At 50.7% G+C, this 272-nt stretch carries 1 protein-coding gene; it reads left to right on the forward strand.

All coding sequences use genetic code 11. The features are described 5' to 3' along the window. Window positions 1-272 (forward strand): hypothetical protein (locus AC3XQU_RS23895; RefSeq protein ID WP_489876616.1); only part of this gene is annotated, 272 nt, incomplete at both ends.

The following is a 272-nucleotide window of genomic DNA, read 5'->3' on the forward strand; positions in this document are numbered from 1 at the left end:
CTTTCAAACGGTGACGATCAGCGTTTGAAATATGCAGCTTTAGAATTGCGGATGACGATTGAGTCTCTTGCCTACGATCGAGCTGCATCCTACAAGGATGAATTCCCGCCATCGGAATATGAAACCTGGCAGCCCAAAAAGGTCATGCAGGTTTTGCTGGATGTCGATCCTCATGCCGCTTCCGACAGTACGCTCAGGATTGGGCTCGAACCCTCTCCTGGAGTTGCTCCTGAGGTTATGCATGATGTTGGCCATGAAACCGCGCTGAGCAT

The organism is Telluria sp. AZSoR62, from assembly GCF_058111565.1.